The organism is Serratia grimesii (assembly GCF_900186025.1).
GTDB classification, from domain to species: domain Bacteria; phylum Pseudomonadota; class Gammaproteobacteria; order Enterobacterales; family Enterobacteriaceae; genus Serratia; species Serratia grimesii.
In genome coordinates this window covers 3,878,787-3,900,297 of sequence record NZ_LT883155.1, presented here as the reverse complement: position 1 = coordinate 3,900,297, position 21,511 = coordinate 3,878,787, and the positions used below count along the sequence as shown (strand labels likewise).

16 protein-coding genes are annotated in these 21,511 nt (G+C 55.1%); 13 read left to right on the top strand and 3 right to left on the bottom strand.

Annotated features, from left to right (window positions below):
* Window positions 1-2 precede the first annotated feature (2 nt).
* From fdx to sseB, 4 genes are all read left to right on the top strand, one after another.
* Window positions 3-338 (top strand): ISC system 2Fe-2S type ferredoxin, encoded by a 336-nt coding sequence (gene fdx / locus SGBXF1_RS18310; RefSeq protein WP_037417518.1) that lies wholly within the window; start codon window positions 3-5, stop codon window positions 336-338.
* A gap of 13 nt (window positions 339-351) precedes the next feature.
* Complete coding sequence (gene iscX, locus SGBXF1_RS18305) at window positions 352-552, top strand: Fe-S cluster assembly protein IscX (RefSeq protein ID WP_012146329.1); 201 nt, start codon at window positions 352-354, stop codon at window positions 550-552.
* A gap of 239 nt (window positions 553-791) precedes the next feature.
* Entirely contained in the window at window positions 792-2,087 is a 1,296-nt protein-coding gene (pepB, locus tag SGBXF1_RS18300) for an aminopeptidase PepB (protein ID WP_037417521.1), read from the top strand.
* A gap of 89 nt (window positions 2,088-2,176) precedes the next feature.
* Window positions 2,177-3,007, top strand: a complete 831-nt coding sequence (gene sseB / locus SGBXF1_RS18295; RefSeq protein WP_037417524.1) for an enhanced serine sensitivity protein SseB — start codon at window positions 2,177-2,179, stop codon at window positions 3,005-3,007.
* 86 nt (window positions 3,008-3,093) lie between these two features.
* Here sseB and SGBXF1_RS18290 read toward each other — a convergent pair whose 3' ends face one another.
* The 3 genes from SGBXF1_RS18290 to SGBXF1_RS18280 form a co-directional block, all read right to left on the bottom strand.
* Window positions 3,094-4,272 carry a MalY/PatB family protein gene (locus SGBXF1_RS18290; protein ID WP_186427314.1) on the bottom strand — a complete coding sequence of 393 codons (1,179 nt, stop codon included), beginning with the start codon at window positions 4,270-4,272 and terminating at the stop codon, window positions 3,094-3,096.
* A gap of 1 nt (window position 4,273) precedes the next feature.
* Window positions 4,274-5,713, bottom strand: a complete 1,440-nt coding sequence (nhaC, locus tag SGBXF1_RS18285) for a Na+/H+ antiporter NhaC (protein ID WP_186427313.1) — start codon at window positions 5,711-5,713, stop codon at window positions 4,274-4,276.
* Between the two features lie 149 nt (window positions 5,714-5,862).
* A complete protein-coding gene (locus SGBXF1_RS18280) occupies window positions 5,863-6,873 on the bottom strand; it encodes a LacI family DNA-binding transcriptional regulator (protein WP_186427312.1) in 1,011 nt (336 codons plus the stop codon).
* 146 nt (window positions 6,874-7,019) lie between these two features.
* On the opposite strand from SGBXF1_RS18280, the gene SGBXF1_RS18275 reads away from it, so the two are divergent.
* The 9 genes from SGBXF1_RS18275 (at window position 7,020) to SGBXF1_RS18235 (ending at window position 21,505) form a co-directional block, all read left to right on the top strand.
* On the top strand, window positions 7,020-12,011 hold the full coding sequence (locus SGBXF1_RS18275; protein ID WP_186427311.1) for an alpha-2-macroglobulin family protein: 4,992 nt from the start codon (window positions 7,020-7,022) through the stop codon (window positions 12,009-12,011).
* Window positions 12,012-12,072: 61 nt separating this feature from the next.
* On the top strand, window positions 12,073-14,397 hold the full coding sequence (gene pbpC / locus SGBXF1_RS18270) for a peptidoglycan glycosyltransferase PbpC (RefSeq protein ID WP_186427310.1): 2,325 nt from the start codon (window positions 12,073-12,075) through the stop codon (window positions 14,395-14,397).
* A 181-nt stretch (window positions 14,398-14,578) separates the two neighbouring features.
* A complete protein-coding gene (gene ndk, locus SGBXF1_RS18265) occupies window positions 14,579-15,004 on the top strand; it encodes a nucleoside-diphosphate kinase (protein ID WP_085118257.1) in 426 nt (141 codons plus the stop codon).
* Window positions 15,005-15,294: 290 nt separating this feature from the next.
* Entirely contained in the window at window positions 15,295-16,491 is a 1,197-nt protein-coding gene (gene rlmN / locus SGBXF1_RS18260) for a dual-specificity RNA methyltransferase RlmN (protein ID WP_061808317.1), read from the top strand.
* Between the two features lie 87 nt (window positions 16,492-16,578).
* On the top strand, window positions 16,579-17,328 hold the full coding sequence (pilW, locus tag SGBXF1_RS18255; protein WP_037417543.1) for a type IV pilus biogenesis/stability protein PilW: 750 nt from the start codon (window positions 16,579-16,581) through the stop codon (window positions 17,326-17,328).
* Window positions 17,318-18,289: a cytoskeleton protein RodZ gene (gene rodZ, locus SGBXF1_RS18250; protein WP_061808316.1), complete on the top strand. Its 972-nt coding sequence runs from the start codon at window positions 17,318-17,320 to the stop codon at window positions 18,287-18,289. Before pilW ends, rodZ begins: the two co-directional genes overlap by 11 nt.
* Window positions 18,290-18,336: 47 nt before the next feature.
* Window positions 18,337-19,458 (top strand): flavodoxin-dependent (E)-4-hydroxy-3-methylbut-2-enyl-diphosphate synthase, encoded by a 1,122-nt coding sequence (gene ispG, locus SGBXF1_RS18245; protein ID WP_037417550.1) that lies wholly within the window; start codon window positions 18,337-18,339, stop codon window positions 19,456-19,458.
* Between the two features lie 138 nt (window positions 19,459-19,596).
* Window positions 19,597-20,871: a histidine--tRNA ligase gene (gene hisS, locus SGBXF1_RS18240; RefSeq protein WP_037417553.1), complete on the top strand. Its 1,275-nt coding sequence runs from the start codon at window positions 19,597-19,599 to the stop codon at window positions 20,869-20,871.
* A 13-nt stretch (window positions 20,872-20,884) separates the two neighbouring features.
* Complete coding sequence (locus SGBXF1_RS18235) at window positions 20,885-21,505, top strand: YfgM family protein (protein WP_037417556.1); 621 nt, start codon at window positions 20,885-20,887, stop codon at window positions 21,503-21,505.
* The last annotated feature ends 6 nt before the right edge of the window (window positions 21,506-21,511 follow it).

The following is a 21,511-nucleotide window of genomic DNA, read 5'->3' as shown; positions in this document are numbered from 1 at the left end:
TCATGCCTAAAATTGTTTTCCTGCCCCATCAAGATTTATGCCCGGAGGGGGCAGTATTGGAAGCCGAAAAAGGGGAATCAATCCTCAACGTTGCGCTGCGCAACGGTATCGATATTGAGCACGCCTGTGAGAAATCCTGTGCCTGCACCACGTGCCACTGTATCGTTCGCGAAGGTTTTGACTCTCTTGAAGAGAGCAGCGAACTGGAAGATGACATGCTGGACAAGGCCTGGGGTCTGGAGCCAGAGAGTCGTCTGAGCTGCCAGGCGTTGGTGGCTGACGAAGATCTTGTGGTTGAAATGCCGCGTTATACCGTCAACCATGCGCGTGAAGGGTAAGAGGACAATAATAATGGGACTGAAGTGGACCGACAGCCGTGAAATCGGCGAAGCCCTGTATGACCAATACCCGGATACCGATCCGAAAACCGTACGTTTTACCGACATGCATCAGTGGATTTGCGATCTGGAAGATTTTGACGACGATCCACAGGCTTCCAATGAAAAAATACTGGAAGCTGTCCTGCTGGTCTGGTTAGATGAAGCAGAGTAAATAGCGTAACGGGCTGCCATAGGCGGCCCGTTTATTTTGTATCCGACATACCCGTCGCCTTTCAAGCTGCAGCGTTGTTACCTGCACTCACTCCCCCCAGTTACTTACTCAAGTAAGCGCCTGGGGATGAGTGAGCTGGCCGCCTAGCTGCAACTTGAAACTCATAGGGTATACAATAAAAATCCCCAATAGATTTCGCGCAAAAACGTGAAAAAGAAGGGGAAATCCGGAGTAAGGCTATGACAACTGAATTTATGCTGGTAACGCTGTCGAACAAACCTGCTGACGCTCGCTGGGGCGAGAAAGCGCTACTGAGCACCGGTGCAGAAGGGATGACCATTCACCTGACCGGCAACGACAAGTTGGGCATCATTCAACGTGCAGCCCGTAAGATCGACGGTCAGGGCGTCAAAAACGTCAAACTGGCAGGCGAAGGCTGGGATCTGGAAAACAGCTGGGCATTTTGGCAAGGTTTCCGTGGGCCGAAAGGCAAGCGCACCGTTGAATGGGCTGAACTGTCGGAAACAGACCGCAAAGAGCTGGATCAGCGCCTGAAGATCGTTGATTGGGTGCGTGACACCATCAATATGTCGGCAGAGGAACTGGGGCCGGAGCAACTGGCTACCCGCGCGGTTGATCTGATGTGTGACGTCGGTTGCGAGGCTGTCAGCTACCGTATCACCAAGGGTGAGGATCTGCGTGAGCAAAACTACGCTGGTATTCACACCGTTGGCCGGGGTTCTGATCGTTCACCCGTTCTGTTGGCATTGGACTTCAACCCGACTGGCAACCCGGAAGCACCGGTGTTTGCCTGTTTGGTGGGCAAAGGCATTACCTTTGACACCGGTGGCTACAGCCTGAAACAAAGCGCTTTTATGGACTCCATGAAAGCGGATATGGGCGGTGCGGCCACCATTACCGGCGCACTGGCGCTGGCGGCGGCTCGCGGTCTGAAACAACGTGTGAAACTGTACCTGTGCTGCGCCGATAACATGGTCAGCGGTAACGCGTTCAAACTGGGCGACATCATCCGTTACCGTAACGGAAAAACCGTTGAAGTGATGAATACCGATGCGGAAGGGCGCTTGGTTCTGGCCGACGGCCTGATCGACGCATCTGAGCAGAATCCACAGTTGATCATCGACTGCGCCACTCTGACTGGGGCGGCGAAAACAGCGGTGGGTAATGACTACCATGCATTGTTCAGCTTCGATGACGCGCTGGCACAAGAACTACTGGTGAGTGCTGCCGCAGAACAAGAGCCATTCTGGCGCCTGCCGTTGGCTGAGTTCCACCGTAGCCAATTGCCGTCTAACTTTGCTGAACTGAACAACGTGGCCGGTCCAGCCTACACCGCGGGTGCCAGCACCGCAGCTGCATTCCTGTCGCACTTCGTGAAAAACTACCAGCAGGGTTGGGTGCACATTGACTGTTCTGCAACTTACCGCAAAGGTGCAGTGGATCAATGGTCAGCTGGCGCAACCGGTCTGGGTGTACGTGCACTGGCCAACCTACTGCTGAGCAAAGCCAAATAATTGAACGCTCACTCAGGTGGGCGTTAGAATATCATTTACCCTCGGGGCCCAGCATGCTGGGCCCCGTTATTTGATTGCTGGAGTTTGTCATGAGTTCTCACCATCACGAAGTCGCCACAGGCGAAAACGAACTTGAACGCCTGTTGAAACTGGCGGTGACGGAGCCGGCCCATCGTCCGGCATTCTTCCGTGAACTGCTTGAGGCTACGGTGTTGATCCTCGGTGACAGTGAACAGGTACAACTCGGCGGTGACATCACGCTCAACGCCGACACACCGGTGAATATCCAGCATTGGGAAAAGCAGGACGGCGGTAGCATCATCCCGTTTTTCACCTCGGTAGAGGCGCTGCAAAAGGCCGTTGAGGATGAACAACCCTTCATCGCCATGCCGGCGCGGGTATTATTCGAGATTACGCAGGGTGCGGATCTGTTCCTCAACCCGAAGGCCGAGTACGGCAAGGAGTTTTATCCTGAAGAGGTGGCAATGCTGCTGGCCACCGGCGGTGTAAGCAAACCGGCAGAACGCTATATCGACAAGGATACCCAGATCCTGTTGGGCCAGCCGGAAGAATATCCATCGGCGATGGTCGATGCCCTGACCACATTGTTCAGCCAGCGCAAGCCGGTCCGCCGCGCGTTTCTGGCGCTGATGCACGACCAGGCGGTCGACGAAAAACCCAATCTGCTGGTCGGGCTGGAAGTAGACGGCGAACAAGGCGATGTCGAGGCACTGATCAATGAAGCGGGCAGCGTGGCCAGCGAAACCGCGCCTAACGACGAACCAGTGGATTTTTGTCTGGTATCGGAAAAGGAACGTGGCGTCAGTCATTACCTGATCACCCATACCCAACCCTTCTACCAGCGCCGCTGGGGCAGTTGGTTGCGTAACATTATCCCTTCGACCGATAAGACGCAGTAATCTTCATCGCTCTGAGCGGTGTGTTGCGATACCTTGTTCAATAAAAAGGCCCCATTTGGGGCCTTTTTTACGCCGGAATGCCTTGTTTATGGGGCTAAACGGGCGAGCCCTTCAATGGCGCGTTCAAGGTATTGGCGTGGGCAGCCGAGGTTAATGCGTATAAACCCTTTTCCCTGATCGCCAAAGCTGATTCCCATCGAGGCGGCAATCTTTGACTGGTGGATTAACGCCTGTTGTAGGGCGTTATCATCCAGGCCCAGCGCGCGACAATCCAACCAGGCAAGGTAGGTACCCTCGGCTGGGGTCATTTTGCACCAGGGCGCGGCATAGGCTAACGCCTGTTCAAACCAACGCCGATTGTCGGCCAGATAACCTTGTAAATCATCAAGCCAGCCTTCTCCCTGTTGATAAGCGGCCGTTGCGGCGGTCATCGACAACGCATTGAAGACATCCAACCCGTGGGCATTAAGGCGTTCGATGAATGCATTTCGAGTGTGAGCATTGGGGATCAGAAAATTTGAGATCCTGAGTGACGACAAGCCAAAGCTCTTGCTGGCAGAGGTCGCCGAAATCAGATTGTTATGCCAAGCCTCATCCAGGTGCAGCACGGAAGTGAAGACCTCGCCCGGCAGCAATAAGTCGGCCCAAATTTCATCGGAAATGACCGTCACGCCATAGCGGCTGCACAGTGCCATCAGTTGCGTCAGTTCACTGTGGGTCCAGCATCGACCGGTAGGGTTGTGCGGATTACACAACAACAACACCGGGGGACGTCGTTGCTCGAAGCACGCCTCCAGGTGCTCGAAGTCGAACTGGTAGCCTTGTGCGCTTTCTTTCAACGGATTTTCTAGCACTTCTCGACCGTTCATGGCGATTATTTTGGCGAAAGATCCATAGTAGGGGCCCTGGATGACGACAGGATCTCCAGGCTGACTGAGCAGTTGGATCAAGATTGCCAAGCCTGGTACAACACCTTCGATAGAGGTGAACCACTCACGCTGCAAAGGCAAATTATGCCGACTCGAGAACCAATCCATCGCTGCTTGGTAATACTGAGAGTCACGTTCACTGTAGCCAAAGATGCCGTGTTCAACACGGTTATGCAGCGCTTGCCGGACTTCAACAGGACACTGGAAGTCAAAATCAGAGACCCACATCGGCAAAAGGTCCGTTTCATCGAGTTGCAGATAGCGGTCGATAAAGTCCCATTTCACCGACCCGGTATTATGACGGTTGATTATCTGATTAAAATCGGTCTGTTTCACGTCAGGCTTCCTTACGCTGTAAATCGTTCTGTGGCTGTATTTTGGCTATCCCGAATCCGGTAAACCCATAAATCAGGGCGAATACCACGGCGGCGTAGCATTGAATTGCCCAAGGGAGTAAATCCAGCGTGCTGACACCCAAGGTGGTTGCCATATAAATGCCAGCGGCTGTCCATGGGATTAAAGGTTCTATGACGGTGCCAGCATCTTCCACGGTTCGTGACAGGTTCTTATTGTCTAAACCCATGCGGTGATAGGCGCCCTTGAACAGCTCGGCAGGGATGAGCAGTGCCAACTTTCCATCGCTGGTGGCACCGGTAACCAGAATGGTGGTCGCGACTGTCGCGGCAATCAATTGACCGGTGGTATGAACCACTTTCAGCAAGCGATTGATGATCACGGTCAGCGCTCCGGTGAGTGTTAATGCGCCCGCAAATGAAAATGCGCAGAAGACCAGCAGGATGGTGCTCATCATTGAGAACATACCGCCTCGGTTGAGCAGACGTGGAACATCTAGGACGATGCCGGTAATGCTTTGTCCCTGTGCCGTGAACATCGAAAGGTTAAAACCATCCATCAACGCATTTAGGCCTTGCTGCAAGTTGAACCCCTGAAGGAACACACCAATGGCAATCGCCAGAGTACAGGCTGCCAGCATCACGGGGATCACGGGACGTTTGGTGACGGCCCCCCACAGCACTAAGGCCGGTGGCAGGATTAACAGCAAGTTGAAGTGGTACAGACCTTCCAGAGCCGTGACGATCTCCGTCACTTTTTCTGGCGTAGCCACGCTGCCGACGGCGCTGGTGTGCCCGGCAATCAGATACACCACTGCGGCTAAAACAAAGCTCGGCAATGTCGTATACATCAGGTGCTGAATATGGCTGTAGAGGTCGGTATCTGCGACGATAGCCGCGAAATTGGTAGAATCAGACAGCGGAGAGATTTTGTCGCCAAAGTAGGCGCCGGAAACTACCGCACCGGCAGCGGCGGCCAATGGCACATCCAGGCCAGCAGCTACGCCCATCAAGGCAACACCCACAGTGCCTGCTGCCCCCCAGGATGTCCCGGTACACACGGAAATTACGCTGGTAATAAAGAACGCGGCAATCAGGATATATTGCGGACTGATCAGCTTTAAGCCCCAGTACACCATGTAAGGAATGGTGCCGCTGAACATCCAGGTGCCGATCAACCCGCCGACGCAGATCAGGATCATGATAACCGGCATTGCCTTGGCTAACTTGGCAACGATAGAGTCAATAATGTCGTTCCAGCCGTAACCTTGCCAGTAGGCCAGGGCGGCGGCAATACCGGCAGAGACCAACAGCAACGGCTCGATCCGCAGGCCAAACTGGCCATAGCCGATGATAAGCAGCAGGAGCATCGCCACAATGGGTAGCATCGCTAGCCCCAGGTTGAGTTTCTTCTTGTCATTCATTTACAACTCCGGTTAAGGATGAGGGTGTGACGCAAGCCTAATGAATTCGTTATGAATGAGGTGTGAGCGCGGGCAACTGTCTATGTAATCGGTTTCATGGCATAGGGTTATGTGAGTCACCTCTCACTTAATGACCTTGTTTTCTTGATTTAGCGTATTTTTTCTATGGAAGCGACGGAGTCTCGCAGGATCAGCTCAGCAGTAAACATATTGTTCTGGGGTGTCACAGCAGCACCGGAATTGAGCTGCAACGCCAAATTAGCCGCGCGTCGGGCCATTTTCTCAACCGGGTAATGCACCGTGGTTAGTGATGGATGGAGGTATTTAGCCAAAGCCACGTCATCAAACCCGACAATCGAGAGATCTTCAGGCAGGTTCATTTGATGCTGGTGGAAGGTGCGCATCATGCCAGCGGCCATCACGTCATTGAAGGTGAGTGCAGCGGTAAACGGATGCTTGCTGGCCCGTATTTTTTCTGCGGCTAATTCGCCCCCTTGCTCATTGAAGGGGACACTGATGATCCAAGAACCCGGTACCGAGATCCCGGCATCAGCCATGGCCGTTCGATATCCCTCCAGACGCTGTTTTCGGTCATCGATCGGCAAGTCTGTGGTGATGCAGGCGATGTTCCTGTGCCCATACTCAATAAGCATTTGGGTGGCGGCTCGTGAAGCGCTGGCATTGTCTAGCCAAATGCAACGATTGGCGATGGCGGGCAAATAGCGATTAATCACCACCATTGCAGGGGTATGGGCGGCATAGCGCAAAACGTCGGCATCACTCATTCGGGTAACGTGAGCAACGATGGATTCGCAACCCTGATTGATCAGAAAGTCGAGGCCGTTTTTCTCCAGTTCGGCTTGATGCCCCCCACTGCAGACCATCAGTTTTACGCCGCCTTTGCGGGTGACATCCTCTACGCCCCGTGCGAGCCGTGAAAAAAAAGGGTCGTCGAGATTACCGGTCAATAACCCCAGCATATTCCCACTTCTTTTTGCCAGAGCCAGCGCGGCAGCATTGCGGTGGTAGTTAAACTCACGCATGGCCTTTTCAACGCGCTCGCGAGTTACCGGCTCAACATAGGCGGTGTTATTGATAACCCTGCTGACGGTGGCCGTTGATACGCCAGCGCGCCGGGCAACCTCTTTCATTGTGGCCATATCATCTCCTGCTTAAGGCTGTGGCAGCGCTTTCCGTTAAAGGGGGAAATTGGGCTGGGTCTGATGCTAACAGCACTGCTATTATTCATCCATATTCGGATATTGCGTCGACCCGTGTCGCGTAAACGTTGCCAGGGAGTTAAACGATGAAACCATGCCATTCAGGGGCATTTGCATCAGGCAAGAAGCTTTGTCAGGGGATTGCATTGGCGGGGGGCTTACTGCTGCTGACCGCCTGTGATGACGGCGGTAAAACGCCCACGGCAGTGCAGGCTGATGCTCAGGCGAGCAGCGTTACACAGGTCAAGAGACCGGATGCTGCTGCGCTGGCGACGTTAGCGAAACGCGACGCCGGCAAGCCATTGACGCTGCTCGATGCCTCTGAACTGCAGCTCGACGGCGCCAGTGCCATGGTGTTGACGTTTTCTTTGCCGCTCGCTCCCAATCAAGATTTCGCCGCACGAGTCCATCTGGTCGACAGTGTCAGCGGTAAAATCGACGGTGCCTGGGAACTGTCAGACAACCTGATGGAACTGCGGCTGCGTCATCTGCAACCTAATCGCAAACTGGTGCTGACCATTGAAAGTGGCCTTAAAGCGGTCAACGGTGCCGAACTGGGCAAACAGCAGGAACAGACGATTACCACCCGCGACATCAAACCAAGCGTCGGCTTTGCCGGTAAAGGCTCATTGCTGCCGACTAAGCTGGCAGCGGGCTTACCGGTCATGGCGTTGAACGTCGACAATGTTGACGTCAACTTCTTCCGGGTGAAGGCCGATGCCTTACCGGCGTTCCTGGCAAACTGGGAATATCGCAATTCGCTCTCCAGTTGGGAGTCGGAAGAACTGCTGAAAATGGCCGATCTGGTCTACAGCGGCCGTTTTGATCTTAACCCGCAGCGCAATACCCGCGAACGCCTGCTGTTGCCGCTGAGCGGCATCGAAGCCTTGCAGAAACCGGGGGTCTACCTGGCGGTGATGCAACAGGCCGGACACTATGGCTATACCAATCCGGCGACGCTGTTTACCCTCAGCGATATCGGTGTTTCACTCCACAGCTATCATGATCGTCTGGACGTGTTCACCCAGGCGCTGGATGGTGGCGCAGCATTGGGTGCCGTTGAACTGCGTCTATTGGATGAAAAAGGTCAAACGCTGGCCCAGGGAACCACCGATAAGCAAGGGCATGCCCAGTTAACGAAAAGCAATAAGGCGCGCTTGTTGCTGGCCACTCAACAGGGCCAGACCAGCATGATTGATCTGTCGACACCGGCGTTGGATTTGGCTGAGTTCGATATTGCCGGCCCGGAAGGTTACAGCAAACAGTTCTTCGCTTTCGGACCGCGTGATTTATATCGCCCAGGCGAAACACTGATCGTTAATGGCCTGCTGCGTGACGCTGACGGCAAGCCGCTGCCAGCTCAGCCAGTGAAGGTGGATATCGTAAAACCGGACGATCAGGTGGCGAGGAGCTTTGTCTGGCAACCGCAGGATGGTCTGTACCAATACCAATATCAAATCCCCGAGGGTGGCCCGACGGGCAACTGGTCGTTGCGCTTTAATCTGGGTGATAACCAGCCGCGGCTTTACAGCTTCAAGGTAGAGGATTTCCTGCCGGAACGTATGGCGCTCGATATTACCGGGGAGAAAACCCCGCTGCGTCCTGACGCGCAACTGGTGTTCGATGTTACCGGCCGTTATCTCTACGGCGCACCGGCTTCGGGCAACCGTCTGCAAGGGCAGGTATTCCTGCGACCACAGCGTGAAGCCGTCAGTAGTCTACCGGGTTATGAATTCGGTTCGGTGACGGAAGAAAGCCTGTCACGCAATATGGATGAGTTTGATCAAGCGTTGGATAATGCCGGCAAAGCGCAAGTGGCGGTGGACAGTAGTTGGGCTGAGGTGAAATCGCCACTGAAGGCCATCTTGCAGGCCAGCCTGCTGGAGTCTGGTGGCCGCCCGGTGACGCGCCGCGCCGAACAGGCGATCTGGCCTGCTGATGCGCTGCCTGGCATTCGGCCATTATTCAACAAACAACAGATTTATGATTATCGTAGTAACAGCTATCAGGCCCAGCCCGTGGTGGATGAAAATACCCAGGCTGGTTTTGATATCGTCTATGCCAATGCTGCTGGTGAAAAGCTGGCAGTCAACGGATTGAAAGCCCGTCTGGTGCGTGAGCGTCGTGACTACTACTGGCAGTGGTCGGAAGGGGAAGGCTGGCAGTCGTTGTATGACAAGAAAGATCTGCCTTTGGCAGAGCAAACCATCGATATTGCTGCCAATGGCAGTGCAAAGGTCAGTTTCCCGGTGGAGTGGGGCGCGTATCGCATTGAGGTGGTGGATCCGCAAAGCAATCTGATCAGCAGCCTGCGTTTCTGGGCGGGCTACAGCTGGCAGGACAACACCAACGGCAGCGGCGCAGTGCGTCCAGATCAAGTGAAGCTGAAGCTGGACAAACCGGCCTATAAGCCGGGTGAAAAAGTGAAGCTGCATATTGAAGCACCAGCCGCCGGCAAGGGTTATCTGCTGGTGGAATCCAGTGACGGCCCGTTGTGGTGGCAGGAGTTGGACGTACCCGCTAAAGGGGTTGATGTTGAAGTGCCCATCAACCAGGACTGGAAACGCCATGATCTGTATCTCAGTGCATTGGTGATCCGTCCGGGCGATAAGCAACAGCAGTCGACGCCGAAACGTGCTGTCGGATTGTTGCATCTGCCTTTAGTGGATGAGGGACGTAAACTGGCGCTGACGTTGGACGCGCCGCAGCGTATGCGGCCAAACCAGATGCTGACGGTGAAAGTGAAGGCTGCTCACAGCAGCGGTAAACCGCCGCAACAAATCAACGTGCTGCTTTCCGCAGTGGACAGCGGCATCCTCAATATCACTGACTATGCAACGCCGGATCCCTATCAGGCCTTCTTTGGCCGCAAACGCTATAGTGCCGATCAGTACGATGTTTACGGCCAACTGATCGAAGGTAAAGGGCGCTTGGCTAACCTGCGTTACGGTGGCGACGGCGATGACGAAGATGCGCTGTCACGCGGTGGCAAAAAGCCGATCACTGCGGTAACCATTGTTGCCCAGCAGGCGCAACCGGTTAAGCTGGATGCCAACGGCGAAGGTGAAATCCAGATCGCCATTCCGGACTTCAACGGTGAGCTGCGGCTGATGGCGCAGGCGTGGAGTGATGAAGACTTCGGCAATGCAGAAGGCAAGACCGTCGTGGCCGCACCTGTGGTGGCTGAATTGGCGACACCGCGCTTCCTGGCTGGGGGTGATAGCACCCAGTTGGCGCTAGATGTCAGTAATCTGTCCGGGCAACCGCAGGCATTAACGGTAAAACTGACTTCCAACGGGCTGGTGGCATTGCAAGGGGCAACTGAACAGCAAGTCAACCTGACAAACGGCCAGCGCACCACGCTACACATTCCTGTGCAGGCGTTGGCAGGCTTTGGACAAGGCGAAGTATCGCTGACGGTTAGTGGTTTGGTACTGCCGGGGGAAACGTTAAAAGACTATCAGCATACCTGGAAGATTGGCGTGCGCCCGGCCTATCCAGCACAAACCCGTCAGTTCGCCAGCGTAATCCACGCCGGTGAACGTTGGGATCTGCCGGCAGATGCCGCCGCCGGGCTGGTGCAGGCGACGACCGAAGGGCAACTGCTGTTGACCAGCCGTCCGCCAATCAACCTGGCGCGTTACATCAGCGAACTGTATGCCTATCCCTATGGCTGCCTGGAGCAGACGACCAGCGGGCTTTATCCGTCGCTGTATACCAACCGGGCGCAGCTCAGCGCGCTGGGCATCAAATCCGGTAGCGATGAAAGTCGCCGTACCAGTATCGATGTTGGCATCGAGCATCTGCTTAGCATGCAGCGCTATAACGGAGGTTTTGGCTTGTGGAACCGCGATAGTCAGGAGGAGTTCTGGCTGACGGCCTATGCCACAGACTTCCTGTTCCGCGCCAGTGAGCAAAACTACAGCGTGCCGGCCGATGCCCTGACGGCTGCCAACAATCGTCTGCAACGCTATTTGCAGGATCGCAGCCAGATCGACGTTGCTTCCACCCAGTATCCGGACCACACCCGTTTTGCGGTGCAGGCTTATGCCGGATTGGTACTGGCGCGTCAACAGCAGGCACCGCTTGGAGCATTGCGACAGTTGTTTGAGCGTCGCGCCGATGCTCGCTCGGGCTTGCCGCTGGTGCAGCTTGGTGTGGCGCTGAAGTTGATGGGGGATATGCCGCGAGCTAATCAGGCGATCGAACAGGGGCTGGCTACGCAGCGTAATGCCAAGGACTACTGGCTGGAAGATTACGGCAGTCCATTGCGTGATGACGCGATGATTCTGGCGTTGTTGACCGAGAATAATCTGCTGCCGGCCGAGCGCGACCAGCGCTTGCTGACGCTATCTGAACGACTTAACGGTGAACGCTATCTATCCACGCAGGAGAGCAATGCCTTGTTCCTGGCTGCGCGCAACCTGATTGGCAGTGCTGAAACGCCATGGCAAGCGCAAACGGCGCAGGGCAAGACCCTGTCCGGTAGCCAGGCGCTGACGCAAAACCTGTCTGCTGAACAGTTGGCTACCGGGTTACAGCTCACCAATACCGGCAGCGGCACGCTGTACAGCCGGGTCGATCTGGTCGGTTATCCGCAACAAGCACCGCAGCCGCAAAGCAATGTGCTGAATATTCGTCGTGAATTCCTTGGGCTGGACGGTAAAGCGGTGGATCTGACCCAACTAAAAAGTGGCCAATTGATCTTGGTACACCTGGATGTCTGGGCTGATAACCAGGTGCCGGATGCGCTGGTGGTTGATCTCCTGCCCGCGGGTCTGGAACTGGAGAACCAGAATTTGGGCGACAGCAGCGCCAGCTTGGGTGAAAGCGCCAGCAGCGTGACTGAACTGTTGCAGGACATGCAGCAAGCCGACATCAAACATCAGGAGTTCCGTGACGATCGCTATGTGGCAGCGGTGAATATTGACGGCTACCGTCATACCACGCTGCTGTATCTGGCTCGGGCCGTGACGCCGGGTTCTTATCTGGTGCCGGCACCGCAGGTTGAGTCGATGTATGTTCCTGCCTGGCGTGCGCTGGGTGCGACGCCGCAACGGCTTGATATCGAGCAATAATCCCTTTTACTCCGCCCCGGTGATTTCTCCGGTGGCGGGGTAAGAGAGTGATACCTTATCGATGAAGCGATTTTTCACCCATTTACGTCGCCGTGGCGCAGTCTGGTTGCTGGCGATTTTCCTGCTGCCCGCTTTGCTGTGGCTGGCAGACCGGCTGTGGCCGTTACCCTTAAAAGATGCCGAGATGGCGCGCGTGGTGGTGGCGGAAGACGGCACACCATTATGGCGTTATGCGGACAGTGATGGTGTATGGCGTTATCCGGTCAGCCTGCAGCAGGTATCGCCCTATTATCTGCAGGCGCTGCTGACTTATGAGGATCGTTGGTTTTATCAGCATCCTGGTATTAACCCCTTGGCGCTGATCCGTGCTGCCTGGCAAGATTTGCGTAACGGGCAGATTGTCTCCGGCGGCAGTACGTTATCGATGCAGGTTGCACGCTTGATTGATCCTCATCCACGTACGCTTGGCGGTAAACTGCGGCAGGTGTGGCGCACGGCACAGCTTGAATGGCATCTGTCGAAGGATCAAATCCTCGAAATTTACCTTAACCGCGCGCCTTACGGCGGCACGCTGCAAGGGATCGGTGCGGCCAGCTGGACTTATCTGGGGAAGCCCCCCTCGGAACTGACACGCGGCGAAGCGGCGTTGCTGGCGGTATTGCCGCAGGCACCCAGTCGTTTACGGCCGGACCGCTATCCGGAGCGGGCACAGGCTGCGCGTGACAAAGTGTTGGAACGGCTGGCGTACTACCAGGTTTGGCCCGCGCAGCAGGTGACTGAAATTCGTCAGGAAGCATTGTGGTTGGCTCCGCGTCAGGTGCCGCAATTGGCTCCGTTACTGGCGCGGCGCATGACGCAGGGTAATCACCGTCAGGTGGTAACCACCACGCTGGACGCTACGTTGCAGCGGCGGCTGGAAGAGCTGGCACGCGGCTGGAAGAGTCAATTACCAGAGAAAACTTCTGTGGGTGTGTTGGTGGTTGATCACGCCAATATGAAAGTACGTGCCTATCTGGGATCGTTAGATTTTAACGATAACAGCCGCTTTGGCCATGTCGACATGGTGGCCGCCTGGCGTTCACCGGGGTCAACGCTCAAACCGTTTTTGTATGGTTTGGCGCTGGATGACGGTCTGATCCACGCGGAATCGCTGTTGCAGGACGTACCTCGCCGTTTTGGTGATTATCGCCCCGGAAATTTTGATACCGGTTTTCATGGTCCGGTTAGCGCCAGTGATGCACTGTCGCGCTCGCTTAATCTGCCCGCGGTGCAATTGCTGGAGGCCTATGGACCAAAACGCTTTGCTGCCAACCTACGCAATGTAGGCGTTGAACTGCGACTGCCTGCGCATGCCGATCCGAGTCTGGCTGTGATTTTGGGCGGAGCTGGTGCACGGTTGGATCAGTTGGTCGCCGGATTCAGTTCACTGGCTCGGCAAGGTAGAGTGGCACCGCTGCGCTTTACGCCTCAACAAGGGCTTTATGATCGCCAATTGTTGTCACCGGGTGCCGCCTGGATTGTGCGGCGAATCTTGGCGGGGGAGGCTCGTCCGTTGCCAGATGATGCATTGCCCGCCACTGTGCCGCTGGCATGGAAGACCGGTACCAGTTACGGTTATCGCGATGCCTGGGCCATCGGAGTCAATGCGCGCTATACGATCGGCATTTGGGTCGGGCGACCAGACGGCACGCCGGTCGCCGGGCAATTTGGCTTTGCCACGGCGGTACCACTGCTCAATCAGGTCAATAATCTGTTGCTGACCTCTTTACGCCAGCGTGGTGAAGGGATCCCAGTGGACCCACGTCCTGCCAGCGTCAGCCGCGCGGTGATTTGCTGGCCGGGTGGGCAACCGCTTCCTGCGGGTGACGGTAATTGCCGTCAACGTCGCCTGAGTTGGATCCTTGACGGAACTATCCCGCCAACGTTACCCGCACCGGGGCAGGAAAGCGTTCTGGGTAGCCAGCCGCTGGTGTGGCTAAGCCCGCGCGGGCTTCGCGTTGCGGCAGATTGTCCAGGGGCAACACCTCGGCGGTTGGCATTGTGGCCTACACCGTTGGAACCCTGGCTGCCATTGGCTGAGCGCCGTGCCCAGCGTTTACCGGCTGTTGATCCACAATGCCCACCGTTGCAACAGCAGGAAGCACCACCGTTACTGATGTTGGGCGTGCGCGATGGCGCGTTGCTGCGTCGTTTGCCCGGCAAGCATGCACTGGATTTACGGGTCAGTGCGCAGGGCGGCAGTGGACAGCGTTGGTGGTTCCTGAACGGCCAATTAGCGGGAGAAGGGGAATCGTTATTGCAGACACTGACGCAACCGGGCCGCTATCAGCTCAGTGTGTTGGATGAAAGTGGTCAGGTCGCGCTGCGCGAATTTACCTTCGATTAGGCTGGATTTTCGCAACCTGCGCTCTGAACCGCAAAGTGAAGAATGAAGATAATAATTTTTTAATGAAATGTTGATTTTCCCGTAGGCAAGCGTTAACAGCGCACATATAATCTGCGCCACTTGAGAAGGCCGGCACCCTGTTTGCAGACCGGTCTATTTTGGAAGTTATATAGAGGCCATCATGACTGTAGAACGTACCTTTTCCATCATTAAACCAAACGCTGTAGCTAACAACGACATCGGCGCAATCTATGCGCGTTTTGAGCGCGCTGGTTTCAAAATCATCGCATCCAAGATGCTGCGTCTGACTCGCGAGCAAGCAGAAGGCTTCTACGCTGAGCACAAAGGTCGCCCATTCTTCGATGGTCTGGTTGAGTTCATGACCTCTGGCCCGATCGTGGTTCAGGTTCTGGAAGCGGAAAACGCAGTACAGCGCAACCGTGACATCATGGGTGCTACCAACCCAGACAACGCACTGGCCGGCACCTTGCGTGCTGACTACGCGGACAGCTTCACTGCTAACGCCGTACACGGTTCTGACGCAGTAGAATCTGCACAGCGCGAAATCGCGTACTTCTTTAACGATAGCGAAATCTGCTCACGTTAATAATACCCGTCGCCTTTCAAGCTGTAGGGGGCGAATAATTCGCCCCGATTGGCACAGGTGCAGCACCCGACCAGAACACGGTATTCATCGGCTGAAACAATAAAAATGCCCTGAATACCTTTCAGACGTGGAAAGCTGCTACTAAAATTTGTACAATGCCGCGCCCCTGATAAGTCGTCTTATCAGGGGCGCGCTTTTAGCGCCGTCGCCCGATTTTTGCGGGTTGAACGACGCACTTACTTTCAACTCTTTCGCGCCATAAAGTGTAACAACGAGGCCAGAGATCAATTATGTTAGAACCCATCACGTCCGAGCACATCGTGTCTGAAAATAATTCGCTGACTACTCAATCCGTTAACGCGGAAACACCGGCTGTGGCCAAAATTAACCTGCTGGATTTGAACCGTCAGCAATTGCGTGAATTCTTCGCCAAAATGGGCGAGAAACCCTTCCGTGCCGATCAGGTAATGAAGTGGATGTACCACTATTGCTGCGATGATTTTGAGCAAATGACCGACATTAACAAGGTCCTGCGCAATAAATTGCAACGCGTTGCCGAGATCCGCGCACCTGAAGTGGCGGAAGAACAACGCTCAGCCGATGGCACCATTAAATGGGCGATCAAGGTTGGCGACCAGCAGGTCGAAACCGTGTATATCCCGGACGGCGACCGCGCGACCCTGTGTGTCTCTTCCCAGGTGGGTTGTGCACTGGAATGCAAATTCTGTTCGACCGCGCAGCAAGGCTTTAACCGCAACCTGCGCGTGTCTGAAATCATTGGCCAGGTGTGGCGTGCGGCGAAAATTATCGGCGCACTGAAAGTCACCGGCGAACGTCCGATCACCAACGTGGTGATGATGGGCATGGGTGAGCCGTTGCTCAACCTGAACAACGTGGTACCGGCGATGGAAATCATGCTGGACGACTTTGGTTTTGGTCTGTCCAAACGCCGCGTTACCCTGTCTACATCAGGTGTCGTGCCTGCCCTGGACAAGTTGGGCGATATGATTGACGTTGCGCTGGCCATCTCGCTGCATGCACCGAATGACAAGATCCGCGATGATATCGTGCCGATCAACCGCAAATACAATATCGAAACCTTCTTGGCTGCGGTACGCCGTTACCTGGAAAAATCCAATGCGAATCAGGGCCGAGTCACGGTCGAATATGTCATGTTGGATCATATCAACGACAGCACTGACGACGCGCACCAATTGGCCGAAGTCCTCAAAGACACGCCGTGCAAGATCAACCTGATCCCATGGAACCCGTTCCCTGGCGCACCTTACGGCCGCAGCTCCAACAGCCGCGTGGATCGTTTTTCCAAAGTGTTGATGGAATACGGCTTTACGACTATTGTTCGTAAAACCCGTGGTGATGATATCGATGCCGCCTGCGGGCAATTGGCGGGTGAAGTGATCGACCGTACCAAGCGTACCCTGAAAAAGAAAATGGCCGGGGAACCTATCACCGTGCGTGCGGTCTGAACCCTATAGCATGATTTTTTTGTTATCTTACAGTCTGTTATGTGAATGGACGCCAAGATAGCATCAGACAAGGAAATGAATGCAGGCATGAAGCTGACTCTGTGGGGTACGTTGCTGGCGGCCGGGTTACTGGCGGGCTGTTCCGGTTCAGCACCGGAAGAAAAAAACGCGCAGCCTGAAGTGGGCCAAACGCGTTTGCAACTGGGTCTGGAATATCTGAAGCAGGGCGATTTAAACGCCGCGCGACAGAATCTGGAGAAAGCGGCGGACGCTGCCCCACAGGATTACCGGACCCAATTGGGAATGGCACTCTACGAGCAGCAGATTGGCGAGAATGTCGCGGCTGAACAACGTTATCAGCAGGCGCTCAAACTTGCGCCGGGCAATGGCACCGTGCTGAATAATTACGGTGCGTTTCTTTGCAGTTTAGGGCAGTATGTACCGGCACAACAGCAGTTTAGCGCTGCGGCAGTAGCACCGGATTACGGTCAGGTTGCCGACAGCCTGGAAAACGCAGGTTACTGTTTTCTCAAGGCCGGACAGAACGATGAAGCACGTACCTTGTTAACGCGTGCGCTGAAGGTCGATCCGGACAAAGGCACTCCACTGTTGGTGGAGGCAGAAAAGCAATTTGGAGAAGGGAAGCGCGCACAGTCGCAACTTTTATTGGATAGTTATCAACATGTTTTGCCGGCTAGCGCCGACAGCTTATGGTTACAGATTCGTTTCGCCGCGTTAGCCGGGCGCCAAGATAGCGTGCAACGCTATGGCAAGCAGTTATCGCGAAGTTTTCCACAATCCAAACAGTACCAGCAGTTCTTAGCTAATGAATACTGAAGCCTCCCAAGATAAAACCGTATCAATGACGACAGGCGAACGTCTGCGTCAAGCCCGTGAACAACTCGGGTTGAGTCAACAGGCCGTTGCAGAACGCCTGTGCCTCAAAATGTCTACCGTGCGTGACATTGAAGAAGACAATCTTTCCGCAGATCTGGCTTCAACGTTTGTGCGCGGTTATATCCGTTCTTACGCCAAGCTGGTGCGTTTGCCTGAGGATGAGCTGCTGCCGATGTTGGCTAAGCAGGCTCCGCTGAAGGTGGCAAAGGTTGCGCCAATGCAGAGCTTCTCATTGGGCAAGCGTCGCAAAAAACGCGACGGTTGGTTGATGAGCTTCACGTGGTTGATCGTTTTCGTGGTGGTTGGCCTGACCGGCGCCTGGTGGTGGCAAAACCACAAGGCCCAGCAGGAAGAGATCGTCACGATGGCCGATCAATCCTCTGCCCAGCTTTCACAAAACAGTGAAGGCCAATCAGTGCCGTTGACCGACAGCAATGCCGACAACAGTGCACCTTTGGCTGACAGTGGTTCTACGCCGGTTGATACCGGCGTTGTTCCACAGCCGTCACAGACTCCGGCCGCTACCGGCAGTGCAACTGCGCAGCAACCTGCTGTCGTTTCACCAAGCCAGACGACGCTGCCTGAGACAACGCCTGCGGCACCAGCCGCACCGTTGCCAACCGCAGACGCGGGTGTGGCTGCACCGGCTGTTGATCCTAACGCGCTGGTGATGAGCTTCTCCGCCGACTGTTGGTTGCAGGTGACCGACGCCAGCGGTAAAACGCTGTACAGCGGCAGCCAGAAAAGTGGCGGCAAGCTGAGCCTGGCGGGCACCGCGCCGTACAAATTGACTATTGGCGCACCGGCCGCAGTACAGATTCAATATCAAGGTAAGCCGGTTGATTTAAGCCGGTTTGTTAAGTCAAACCGTGTTGCTCGTCTGACCGTTGCCGCGCAGTAATTGCGCGGCCATTGTCGTTAAGTCAGGGCAACAATGGAGAGTAAGTAATGCATAACCAATCGCCCATCAACCGTCGAAAATCAACGCGAATTTACGTCGGCAATGTGCCTATTGGTGATGGTGCGCCGATTGCTGTGCAGTCGATGACTAACACCCGTACTACCGATGTTGAAGCAACGGTTAATCAGATCAAAGCGCTGGAGCGTGTGGGCGTTGATATTGTCCGCGTTTCAGTTCCCACAATGGATGCCGCTGAGGCGTTCAAGCTGATCAAGCAGCAGGTTAACGTGCCGCTGGTCGCTGATATCCACTTCGATTACCGCATTGCGCTGCAAGTTGCTGAATATGGCGTCGACTGCCTACGCATCAACCCAGGCAATATCGGTAACGAGTCGCGTATCCGTTCAGTCGTGGACTGCGCTCGCGATAAAAATATCCCGATCCGTATCGGGGTAAATGGCGGCTCTCTGGAAAAAGACATCCAGGAAAAATACGGCGAACCCACGCCGGAAGCGCTGCTCGAATCCGCTATGCGTCATGTGGATATCCTCGATCGTCTCAACTTTGACCAGTTCAAAGTGAGTGTCAAGGCGTCCGATGTGTTCCTGGCAGTGCAATCCTACCGTCTGTTGGCCGCCCGTATCGATCAGCCGCTGCATCTGGGCATCACCGAAGCTGGCGGCGCTCGCAGTGGTTCAGTGAAATCGGCGATTGGTCTGGGGCTGCTGCTGTCAGAAGGCATTGGCGATACCCTGCGTATTTCACTGGCTGCCGATCCCGTAGAAGAAGTGAAGGTCGGTTTCGACATTCTGAAATCGCTGCGCATTCGTGCTCGCGGCATTAACTTCATCGCGTGCCCAACCTGTTCTCGTCAAGAATTTGATGTTATCGGCACAGTGAACGCGCTGGAACAGCGTCTGGAAGACATCATCACACCGATGGATATTTCGATTATCGGTTGTGTGGTCAATGGTCCGGGCGAAGCGTTGGTTTCCACGCTGGGTGTGACCGGTGGTCACAAAAAGAGCGGATTCTACGAAGACGGCGTGCGCCAGAGAGAACGTTTTGACAACGAACAGATGATTGACCAACTGGAAGCCAAAATCCGCGCCAAGGCGTCGATGATGGATGAAAGCAATCGCATCGCGGTCAACTTGCTGGAAAAATAAGCATTATATCGATACGGCGGGCTTTTTAGCCCGCTTGTTTATGAACCCGGGAGCAGAACGCTGTATTCGCGTTGAATACAGGGCGGCAAAGTCCCTATAATCGGGTTCATTTTTATAGACAACGGACAGAGAACTCACGTGGCAAAGAACATTCAAGCCATTCGCGGCATGAACGACTACCTGCCGGAAGAAACGGCATTATGGCAGCGTATTGAAGGCATCCTGAAACAGGTGCTTAGCGGCTACGGTTACAGCGAAATCCGCTTGCCGATTGTAGAGCAGACCCCGTTATTCAAACGCGCGATCGGCGAAGTGACCGACGTCGTAGAAAAAGAGATGTATACCTTCGACGATCGCAACGGCGAAAGCCTGACGCTGCGTCCAGAAGGGACTGCTGGTTGCGTGCGCGCCGGCATTGAACATGGTCTGCTGTACAATCAGGAGCAGCGTCTGTGGTACGTCGGTCCGATGTTCCGCTACGAGCGCCCGCAAAAAGGCCGTTATCGCCAGTTCCATCAACTGGGTGCAGAAGTGTTTGGCCTGCAAGGCCCGGATATCGACGCCGAGCTGATCTTGCTGAGCGCCCGTTGGTGGAAAGCGCTGGGGATCTCCGAGCACGTTAAGCTGGAGCTGAACTCCATCGGTTCACTGGAAGCCCGTGCTAACTACCGTGATGCTTTAGTGGCGTTCCTGGAACAGCATCAAGAGAAGCTGGACGACGATTGTAAACGCCGCATGTACAGTAACCCGTTGCGCGTACTGGACTCGAAAAACCCGGAAGTGCAGGCGCTATTGAATGACGCGCCACGCCTGTCCGAGTATCTGGATGAAGAATCCAAAGCCCACTTCGACGGTCTGTGTGAACTTTTAGCTCAGGCGGGTATCCCATATACCATCAATGAACGCCTGGTGCGTGGTCTGGACTACTACAACCGCACTGTATTTGAATGGGTGACCAACAGTTTGGGTGCTCAGGGGACAGTGTGTGCTGGTGGTCGTTATGACGGGCTGGTCGAGCAACTGGGCGGGCGTGCAACGCCAGCGGTCGGTTTCGCGATGGGTCTGGAGCGTTTGGTGCTGCTGGTTCAGGCAGTGAACCCAGAGTTTAAAGCCGCGGCGACCATTGACGTGTACGTGATCTCCTCCGGTGCCGGTACCCAAAGTGCGGCAATGCAGTTGGCTGAACGCGTGCGTGATGCCGCGCCACAGCTAAAACTGATGACCAACTACGGTGGCGGCAACTTTAAGAAGCAGATTACCCGTGCAGATAAGTGGGGCGCGCGTATTGCCCTGATCTTGGGTGAGAACGAAGTCGCGGCCCAGCAGGTCGTCGTCAAAGACCTGCGCAGTGGTGAACAAGAAACGCTGGCGCAAAGCGAAGTCGCTGCGCGTCTGGCTTTGATGTTAGGTTAAGGAGAAGGACACCGTGGAAGTCTATACCACTGAAAACGAACAAGTCGACGCCGTGCGTCGGTTCTTTGCCGAGAATGGCAAAGCGCTGGCAGTGGGCGTGGTGCTCGGAATTGGTGCCCTGGTCGGCTGGCGTTACTGGCAGAGCCACGAAAACGCCAACATGATGGTTGCGTCCCAATCCTATCAGGAAGCCAGCGATCGTCTGGCTGACGGTAAGCCGGACGACGTGGCCGCTGCGCAGAAGTTTGCTCAGGCCAACAGCAACAGCTACGGCGTGCTGGCCTCGCTGGAGCTGGCGAAGCATTTTGTTGAGCAGAATGACTTTGCCAAAGCGGATCAACAACTGGTGCTGGCTCAAGGTCAGACCAAAGACGAAAACCTGCTTGCGATAATTAATCTGCGTCTGGCACGAGTTCAGATGCAGGAGAAAAAGCTGGATGACGCGCTGAAAACGCTGGATGGCGTGAAAGGCGAAGGCTGGGCGGCGATGGCGCAAGATACGCGCGGCGACGTGCTGTTGGCCAAAGGCGACACCAAAGGTGCGCGTGAGGCATACAGTAAAGGCATTGAGTCTAACGCTTCTCAGGCGCTGCAGGTTCTGCTGCGCATGAAATTGAATAACTTGTCCAGCTAAGGGGAA